At 29.7% G+C, this 9264-nt stretch carries 8 protein-coding genes and 1 pseudogene; all 9 read right to left on the reverse strand.

From position 1 onward, the window contains the following. Positions 1 to 3 precede the first annotated feature (3 nt). On the reverse strand, positions 4 to 759 hold the full coding sequence (locus tag FGK85_RS03460; RefSeq protein ID WP_138203782.1) for a DNA alkylation repair protein: 756 nt from the start codon (positions 757 to 759) through the stop codon (positions 4 to 6). A 27-nt stretch (positions 760 to 786) separates the two neighbouring features. Next, positions 787 to 1635, reverse strand: a complete 849-nt coding sequence (locus tag FGK85_RS03465; protein ID WP_138203784.1) for a TPM domain-containing protein — start codon at positions 1633 to 1635, stop codon at positions 787 to 789. 165 nt (positions 1636 to 1800) lie between these two features. Further along, complete coding sequence (locus FGK85_RS03470) at positions 1801 to 2382, reverse strand: LemA family protein (RefSeq protein WP_138203786.1); 582 nt, start codon at positions 2380 to 2382, stop codon at positions 1801 to 1803. A gap of 323 nt (positions 2383 to 2705) precedes the next feature. Beyond that, on the reverse strand, positions 2706 to 4370 hold the full coding sequence (locus tag FGK85_RS03475) for a PAS domain-containing sensor histidine kinase (RefSeq protein WP_138203788.1): 1665 nt from the start codon (positions 4368 to 4370) through the stop codon (positions 2706 to 2708). A 104-nt stretch (positions 4371 to 4474) separates the two neighbouring features. Next, entirely contained in the window at positions 4475 to 4729 is a 255-nt protein-coding gene (locus tag FGK85_RS03480) for a hypothetical protein (protein ID WP_138203790.1), read from the reverse strand. Between the two features lie 674 nt (positions 4730 to 5403). After that, on the reverse strand, positions 5404 to 6036 hold the full coding sequence (gene nth, locus FGK85_RS03485) for an endonuclease III (RefSeq protein ID WP_138203792.1): 633 nt from the start codon (positions 6034 to 6036) through the stop codon (positions 5404 to 5406). Positions 6037 to 6069: 33 nt separating this feature from the next. Continuing rightward, on the reverse strand, positions 6070 to 6777 hold the full coding sequence (locus FGK85_RS03490) for a lysophospholipid acyltransferase family protein (protein ID WP_138203794.1): 708 nt from the start codon (positions 6775 to 6777) through the stop codon (positions 6070 to 6072). Between the two features lie 149 nt (positions 6778 to 6926). Then, a complete protein-coding gene (gene sleB / locus FGK85_RS03495) occupies positions 6927 to 7628 on the reverse strand; it encodes a spore cortex-lytic enzyme (RefSeq protein WP_138203796.1) in 702 nt (233 codons plus the stop codon). A 1382-nt stretch (positions 7629 to 9010) separates the two neighbouring features. Beyond that, positions 9011 to 9264, reverse strand: a pseudogene (locus tag FGK85_RS03500) (Rpn family recombination-promoting nuclease/putative transposase); the annotation flags it as partial.

Below are 9264 nucleotides of genomic sequence, written 5' to 3' on the forward strand. Positions count from 1 at the left end.
ATTTTATATTTGTAAATTCTTATTATTTTTTCTAATACTTTTTATGTGCTCTCGTTCCTCTTGGCTCAGCCTCTTGGATTCTAGTATCTTTTGTATAGACTTATTTCTAACTTCCTTAGAAATTTTATCACTATTTATAAATTCTATAGTCAAAACATTATCTACAAAATAACAGGTGCTTATAAGCCATGCCATTCCCATAGTTACATAATACTCCTTATTGTCTACATATTTTATCATAAGGAATATATCTTCTATATGTTTTTCATCAGTAAAATAATTGTTAAGTAAAACTAATCCAAATCTAATCTCCCAAGGATTAGTGCTTCGTATATATTTTTTAGTTCTTATAAAAAAGCTCTCTTTATTTTTATTGACAACTTTTTTCAAACTAGCTACAAAACTATCACACAAAGCCCAATTATGAATTCTTAGAATGTATAAATCTATATTATTAAATATTTCTTTAGTATCCTCATAGGGTAAGTTAGGAAGCAGTATTCCTTGAATTATTTTTTCTTCATAGGTATCTCCCTCTTCTAGAAAATTATAAAAACTCATTATATCCTTGTTTTTAAAAAGACTTTTACTTATTTTCTTTAATTCAGGCATTCTAATACCTATAGCTTTTCCTAAGTTAGGAATAATCCTCTCGCTAAACTTTTTATATTCTTCATCCCTTATTGAATATAAAAACTCCTTAAATTCTTCATAACTTTTCTTGTTCCATTGAGTATTACTTAAATCATATACATCCATATAACCTCTCCTAATTTTTTTTTCAAATTACCAGCTACCTGAAGAACCTCCACCGGAAGAACTTCCCCCGCCAAATCCTCCAAAGCCGCCGGAACTGCCACCAGAGCCTCCTCCACCAAAACCTCCAAAGCCGCCAAAGTGGTCATCATCATCGTCATCATAAAATTTTCTTCTTCCTCTTCCATTGAAAATAGCATCCCAAAACATAAATTCAATTAACTTGCCTAGAACTCTTCCCTTATTTGCAAAAATATCTAGTATTATTAATATAACTATTATACTTATAAATTTATTTCCGCTTTTGGAGCTGCTGCTTGATGATTTTTTCCCGGGCAAAGTAATTTTTTTATTTTTATCTAAACTTACATTGTACTCCTTGGCTATTTTATCTGCTAGAGCAGAATAACTATACTTTAAACCTTTTCCATAATTACCCTTTTTAGCTTCTGGTGTAAAATACTCATCCACTATTCTTCTAGATTGTATATCCGTAACAGCACCCTCTAGGCCTGTACCTACTTCCACTTTCCATTTTCTATCATCTTTAGCTATTAATATTAACAATCCATTGTTTTTACCTTCCTGTCCTATGCCCCACTTTCGAAAAAGCTTGTTAGCATAGTCATCTAAGTCATTGTCTTCTAAGGATTTTATAGTAACTATTACCGCCTGTGCACCGGTTTTATCCTCCAACTCTTTTCCTATAGAAACTATAGTTTCCAATTCCTCTTTTTTAATTATATTTGCATAGTCATTCACATACTTATATTCTGTAGGCTTTGGATAATCAACCGCATATACCTGTTGAAAACATAAAAAACTTAGTAAAAAAACACCTAATAATCTAAATAAAAATTTATTTTTCAACTTTTTCATAATCATACATCCCATTTAATTATTTTAATTATAATATGATAAAACTCACTTTTATATAGTTACAATTACCTTTATAAAACATCATTTGCAAATATCTAATATCCAATTCCTAAAATATTTTAAATAGTTAATTTTAAACTTTAAATTCTTAATTTTAAGCTAACATTACTTTCCATTTACATTAGAAAAGTCTACTTTTGGAACTTCTTTTGCTCCATTTGAAGCCTTGTAGTATTCCTTTTTCTCAAATCTAAAAATACCTGCAACTATAGAACTAGGGAATTTTCTTATGGCTACATTGTATTTATTTACACTGTCATTGTAATCCCCTCTAGCTATGGTTATTCTGTTTTCTGTTCCTTCTAAAGATGTCATTAAATCTCTAAAGTTTTCGTTTGACTTTAATTCTGGATATTTTTCAACTACTACTAGCAATCTAGATAATGCCGAAGATAATTGCCCATCTGCATTGGCTTTTTCTTGCATGTTTCCTGCTCCTGCCAATTTTGATCTAGCCTCAGCTATATCAGTAAATATCTCCTTTTCTTGTGTAGCATAGCCCTTAACCGTTTCCACAAGGTTAGGTATTAAATCCATTCTTCTTTGAAGCTGCTTTTCTATTTCACTTTGACTTTGTTCTACCTTTTGTTCTAAAGATACCATCTTATTATATGTTCCAATCAATGGCAATGTTATTACTAAAATTACTGCTAAAACTATTAATACAGTTTTTAAAGTTTTATTCATAATATCTACCTCCAAATACTCTATTCTTAATTTTAAATATTAATATATCTATTATAATATATTTATGAGAAAAATCCAGCTATTATGTGATATAGATATGTCTTAACATAAACAGAGCTGTTAGCTTCAGATGGAGTTTTTACTCCAACTGAAGGTTAGAGATTGTTATCCAGGGACGTAGCTGCCGTTATCTCCCACTTTGTTAGAAGTGGGAGTGTTACGGCAGGTACGTCTCTGGATAAAATTTAAAATATTCTCGCTACAATTCAACTTAACAACTCTTACTTCCTACCTTACTTCTTACTCTTACTCTTACTTACAAATTAATTATTGTTGTTACTGTATATGTCTGAAAATTCTATATTGATTCTTTCAATATTATTATAATTTTTTATAGAATTTTCTTCATAACATTTACAGTTTTCCTCTACTAATTTTACTGGAAGTTTTATTGTAAATTCTGTACCCTCATTTTCTTCACTAGTTAAAAAAATCTCTCCATCATGCATTTTTACTAAAGATTCTACCAATGAAAGCCCTATACCACTGCCCTCTCTATTCCTAGATAAAGATTTATCCACTTGAATAAATCTGCTAAATACATCCTTTTGTTTTTCTTTCGGTATTCCTATACCTGTATCCTTCACTACTATATTCACATACTCACCTTTGTCATATACATTGACATAAATATTTCCACCTGTTTTAGTAAATTTAATAGCATTAGATAATAAATTTAACATTATTCTCTCTATTTTATCTGGATCGCAAGCAATAATCTTTTCTTCTACATCAGTATCAAAGGTCAATTTTATGCCATTCTTCTCTATATATTCCCTTACAGATAAGGATATATCCTCCACTAAATTCACCACATTACAATTGCATTTATGTATTTCATAAAATCCCGTGCTTATTTTTGTAATGTCTATAAGATTATTAACTATTCTAATTAATCTATAACAATTTTGTTTCATTATACTTAGGTATTTGTTATTAAGCTTATGAGACTTTGATATATTTTGTTCATTTTTATATAACTCCATAACTTGAATAGCAGAAAATATTACATTTACAGGAGTTTTTAACTCATGAGAAATATTAGCAAAAAATTCATTTCTTATTCTATCATATTCTTTACGCTGCTTTAATTGAGCAGTTTTTATCTTAACTTTTTCTTTTAATTCCTCTATCCTATTCTTTTCTGATATATCTCTTACTATTTCCATAACAGAAACTTCTTCTTCAAAAGGAACTAAGGTGCAGGTAATTTCTACATCTATAATTTTATTATCAATCTTTCTTATAAATTTCGCTTCTGTTGAGGGTATTACCCCTTCCCTTTTTACCCTATCTAGCCTCTGTTGATTTATGGATATATACTTTTCATGAACATTAACTAGGCTACGTATATTTTTACCCAATATATCCTTAGGTGAATCATATCCAATTAATTTAGCAAAATAATCATTGCAATATTTAACTATTCCATTGTCATGAACTATTACACCATCTGGCATAAATTTCAAAAGACTTCTGTATCTATTCTTACTTTCTTCCAGCTGCTGTTCTACTCTTTTTCTTTGAGTAATGTCAAAGGCAAAACCCAAATTAAATTCTTTTCCTTCCATACTTACTTTTTCACTACTAAATTGAATCCATCTCTCCTCACCACATTTGGTTATAAGCTTAAAATCACTAGTCCAATGTGATTTACTGCCCTGGCTATTCAATTCCTTATGAAATAATTTTTCTCTATAATCCTTGTGAAACAAATGACTAAATTGCATATTACTAAGCTCTTCTTTAGAGTATCCTGTATATTCCTCTGCAATAGCATTCATATAAATACATTTATCTTCGGCATATATAAATGTAATTACAGAATCTATTTCAGTTAGTAACTTAAATTTTATTGAGTCTTCAGTGTTTTGGTTAATAACTCCACATGGTTGCATTTCTTCCCTTCTATAAAAATCCCCCATCATTTTGCTTACCCCCAAATATAATGTTTTTATACATTATATATTTAATATATACCTTTATATTCCACATTTTTTTTGTAAATTCCTTCTTTTAAATCAATACTTTTCTAATGTTTTAAATTATAGTTCATAACATTAATTAACTTTTCGCCATAATTTTTTATATTCTCTTTATATATTCTAATGTATCCACTAGATTTATTCCTATCTAATTGAATAATCCATAAGGATTTTCCCTTAGAATAAAATGTATTATAGTAACTAATTAAACTTATTATTATTACAATTACTGCCATAATTATATTTTTTAATATTATATGAGTTTTTTCCTTTCTTCTTCTCTTAATTCTACTTTTTCTCATTTTACCTTCCTCCCATCTTATAAACAGAACTCTTAGCTTCAGATGGAGTTTTAACTCCAACTGAAGGTTAGAGATCGTTATCCAGAGACGTAGCTGCCGTTATCTCCCACTTTGTTAGAAGTGGGAGTGTTACGGCAGGTAGTCATCGGATAAACTTTATGTAAAAAATTTCATTCTGTATTTTGTATTTTATTTATATGTTTTAAGTTCTATTTTTTTCCATATAGCTTGTATTATATATTATAAGTTTTGTTCCATTTTTTTACAAGTGATTATGTAAAAAAACACCATTTAGATTTAATTTCTTAATATCTAAATGGTGTTTTATAATTCATTTTATTTATATGCTAGATTTTTTTAAAGAAGATAAGCATTAAATTACACTGTAGTGGAATTATAAAATTTCTCCTCCATGACTTACATAAAAGCTCGGAACAATAAATTTGATTTAAGAAATTCTAATCTTTTAGCCATATAAAATTATCTAACGCTCACATTCAGCGTCCTGCCTCAGGTTCGCTAGCCTGGCGTCCTTGCCAGGCTTACGATAATTTTATCTGTCTAAAAGAAGAATTTCTAAAATTAAATTTAAATAGTTCCTTTGCTTTTTATGCAAGTCATTCCGGAGAAATTTCATAATTCAAGTAATTTAACGCCCTTGTAGTACAATCATGTTATAGATTATCTTTATAAAACTCACAATAAAAACTTATGGCACAATTTTCACATTGCGGTTTCCTGGCTTTACATACCTTTCTGCCATGCCATATTATATAGTGATGTGCATCACTCCACATTTCTCTAGGTATATTTTTCATAAGTTCTTTTTCCACTTGATCCACATTCTTACCTTTTCCAATACCAATTCTATTGGACACTCTAAACACATGAGTATCCACAGCTATAGCCGGTATGCCAAAGGCATTGCTTAAAACCACATTGGCAGTTTTCCTTCCAACTCCTGCAAGACTTATAAGTTCCTCCATGGTGTTAGGTACCTGTCCACTAAATTTCTCTATTATATCCTTTGTGGCTCCTAATATATTTTTACTCTTATTCTTATAAAGTCCACAGGATTTTATCTTTTCTCCCAGTTCTTCTTCAGTTAATGTTATGATCCTTTCCGGAGTTCCATATTCCTTAAATAATTTAGCCGTCACCTTATTAACTCTCTCATCTGTACATTGAGCAGATAATATAGTAGAAATAAGAAGCTGATACGGAGATTTAAAATTCAATGCACATTTTGCTCCCGCATATGTTTTACTTAATATATCTAAAACCTTAGAAATACTTTCCCTATCCATTGTAAACACCTCATTCAAATAGCCCTCAGCACACTAGCCCTCTATTTTATATTCTCCTCTATATTCCTCTGGTATTAACTTAGCTATGCTTGTCATTATGTAATTCATAGCTCTTTCCCTATATTCTTTTTTATCCTCATCCTTATTAATTTTAGGAAGCTCTATTTGCTCCCCAATATTTACATAAACATCTGCATGCTGAAATTTTTCATTGCCCATATCCTCTTTATCTATAGGCAAAAGCTTTTCCGTACCCCATATTCCTATAGGAACTATTGGAACTTTAGCCATTTTAGCTATTAAAAATGTACCTTTTTTACCTTCTATCATTGCCCCAGTTCTACTTCTAGTACCCTCTGGAAATATAAGTACATTTTGTCCATCTTTTAAAGTCTTTACCACATTAGATATAGCATCTTTATCTGCGCTATTAGGTTTTATAGGTATGGTTTTAACTACATGTATTCCCAATCTAGTAAGTTTATTTTCACTTAACTTTATTCCTGCTACAAATGTAGGATCTTTTTCCTTTAAAATTTTATTAAGCACTAATCCATCTGAGTTACTCAAATGATTACTAACAAACAAAACAGGCCCCTTTATCTTGCTTATATTTTCTTCACCCTGTAATTTTATATTAGCATATTTATCTATATAGTTATTTAATATTTTTTTTGATAAGCATATCAATAATTTATCAGGCAACATATTTATAAATTTTACCATAAATCCAGATATCATTTCATTTCCACCCTTCACTTCAATTAATCTTATGTTATTTTATTATCTCTTATACAAATATATTATAGATGGAAATTCTTTAAAAGTCTATTGTTTAGATGGCTATTGAAAAAGGGGCTTTATAATTATACAAAGCCCCTTTAAATTTATTATTTACAAAATCTATGTTTTCCAATGATTTTAATTAATGGTCTTGACCATATCCATTTGCTTGTAGCCTTAGCTGGATTAAAGTAATACATGGCTCCTCCTGAAGGATCCCATCCATTAAGTGCATCTCTTGCAGCTTTTATAGATGATTCTTCTATTTTTGCATTTATTTGACCATCAACTATAGCCGTAAATGCACCTGGCTGATATATAACTCCTGCTACACTAGATGGAAATCTAGAATCCCTTACTCTATTTAAAACCACTGCACCTACTGCTACCTGTCCCTCATAAGGCTCTCCTCTAGCTTCTCCATTTATTAATCTAGCTAATAAATTTACATCTGAATTATTAGAAGAGTATCTAGTTGAGGTATTTGTTGTTCCAGTGCTTAATCCCAAAGCACCTAAAGTTCTACTTCCTATTACCCCATCTACTTTAAGTCCATTTTTAGCTTGAAAAGCTTTTATTGCCTGAAAAGTTTGGTAACCATAAATTCCATCTATTTCTCCTTTATAGTATCCCCACTTTTTCAAGTTATACTGAACTTTATATATTATGTCTGCTTTAGCTCCATAATAATATGTCTGAGTTTCAACAGTCTCCTTATAATCTTTTATATATATTTCTCCTACTGCATATGTAAGTGTAATGCATATAAAACAAATTATCATTCTGCTTATAACTTCTTTCTTCACCATTAGGACACCCCTTTTGTCTTTTCTAATGATATTATTTTGTGTATAAAACAAAAAAAAATACATGAATTAAGAAAATTGTGAAGTAAATGCATAGGAAAAATCTGATTTTAAGTCCACAATAAATATATTTATTGTTCCCTTAAAATCAGATTTTTCAGTTCATGCATATATGGTCACGGGGAGAAAATAGCCTACTAAAGGATGTTTCAGTGGGCTAGTGTGCTAGAGGACCAGAGGGCTAGACTAAATATATAAATATCAGATATCAAATATCAAATAATGTGGATTTTCTTCATTTTATTTCAGAAAATCTTTAATTTATAAATAAAAAAGCGCTTATAATCTTTTAGGCGGAGCCTTTCGAAAAGTTATATGATACTTATTAAAATAAAATAGTAATTAGAATTAGATTCATTTTGCCGTAAGGCAATTGTTTGTATAAATCTTAGTTTGTATAAGAAAAAAGGTAAAAAGTAAGAAGTAAGAGTTAAGGATAAAACTCAAGGAGTTTTTTTATAATTAATTTGTAAGTAACAAGCATTAGTTGTGGTGAAAATTCATATTTGCTGAATTTCTTTAAGAACTCTTGCTTAAAGGATTGATAAGTCCGCAGACCGATAGGTCACAAAAAGAGTTATACTTTCACTTAAACCATAAAACCTAAATAAATAGTTTAAAATTGCATTTTTATTTTAAGCTTTAACTAAAAGTAGATTATTCCAAGCATTTTCTATAATAAGTATTTTATTATAAATCAGCTGGCTACGCCAAAAAAATTTTTTAAGTGCTCAACTTCTGATTTTTTACCTATTGGCTTGTTTTACTATTACATCTTACTTAATTCTTACTTCTTCCACAAATTCTAATTTAAGAAATTCCATAGGAATTTCAACATTAATTGATATTTGATATTTAATATCTCTATATTTTCGCTGGCTACCGCCAATAAAAGATTTTTTAAGCCCTTAAAAGAAAAGGTATAACCACTTCATTTAATGAATCAATTATACCTTTTCCCACTATAGCATTCCTTATATTCAATTAAAGATTTTCCGTAACGCAGTGGAGGAAAATCCTCCTTTAGTAGGTTCTCTTCCCCCACAAAGTAAGTACTCTGTAACTGAAAAATCTGATTTTAATGGAGTGATAAATGTGAAATTTAGGACTATTGAACTAGCCTTAGAACTTCTTTATTTGTCCATTTAAAGCACCGTTAAGAAGTTTTCATTGCTTGAGCGAGGAACGAGTGAGTTTGAAAACTTTAGGGGCTTAAAATGGACAAATATTAGAAGTTCTTGGCGTATTGTTCAAGTCCAAAATTTCACATTTATCACGGAATTAAAATCAGATTTTTCCTACGGCACTTACTTCACAACATATATTTATAGCGTTTCTTTAATTTTTTCTATTTCCTTACTATCTAATCCTGTAGCTTTTTCTATAACTTCTATATCAATTCCTAATTTCAGCATATTTTTTGCCACTTCCAGCTTACCTTTTTCTATTCCTTTTTCCATGCCCCTTTCTATACCCTGCTCTATGCCCTTTTTAATACCTTTCTTTTCCACGCCATCAATTACTTTCTGTATACTATATACCATAGATTCCACCTCCCATTGATTAGATGTTTCCATTA

This window comes from Haloimpatiens lingqiaonensis, assembly GCF_901447495.1.
Lineage (GTDB): Bacteria > Bacillota > Clostridia > Clostridiales > Clostridiaceae > Haloimpatiens > Haloimpatiens lingqiaonensis.

What these genes read in the sequence shown, in the direction of transcription:
- sleB (WP_138203796.1), bottom strand. Translation starts at nt 7,628, where the DNA reads ATGGTGAAGAAAGAAGTTATAAGCAGAATGATAATTTGTTTTATATGC.
- FGK85_RS03460 (WP_138203782.1), bottom strand. Translation starts at nt 759, where the DNA reads ATGGATGTATATGATTTAAGTAATACTCAATGGAACAAGAAAAGTTAT.
- nth (WP_138203792.1), bottom strand. Translation starts at nt 6,036, where the DNA reads ATGGATAGGGAAAGTATTTCTAAGGTTTTAGATATATTAAGTAAAACA.
- FGK85_RS03490 (WP_138203794.1), bottom strand. Translation starts at nt 6,777, where the DNA reads ATGATATCTGGATTTATGGTAAAATTTATAAATATGTTGCCTGATAAA.
- FGK85_RS03470 (WP_138203786.1), bottom strand. Translation starts at nt 2,382, where the DNA reads ATGAATAAAACTTTAAAAACTGTATTAATAGTTTTAGCAGTAATTTTA.
- FGK85_RS03475 (WP_138203788.1), bottom strand. Translation starts at nt 4,370, where the DNA reads ATGATGGGGGATTTTTATAGAAGGGAAGAAATGCAACCATGTGGAGTT.
- FGK85_RS03465 (WP_138203784.1), bottom strand. Translation starts at nt 1,635, where the DNA reads ATGAAAAAGTTGAAAAATAAATTTTTATTTAGATTATTAGGTGTTTTT.
- FGK85_RS03480 (WP_138203790.1), bottom strand. Translation starts at nt 4,729, where the DNA reads ATGAGAAAAAGTAGAATTAAGAGAAGAAGAAAGGAAAAAACTCATATA.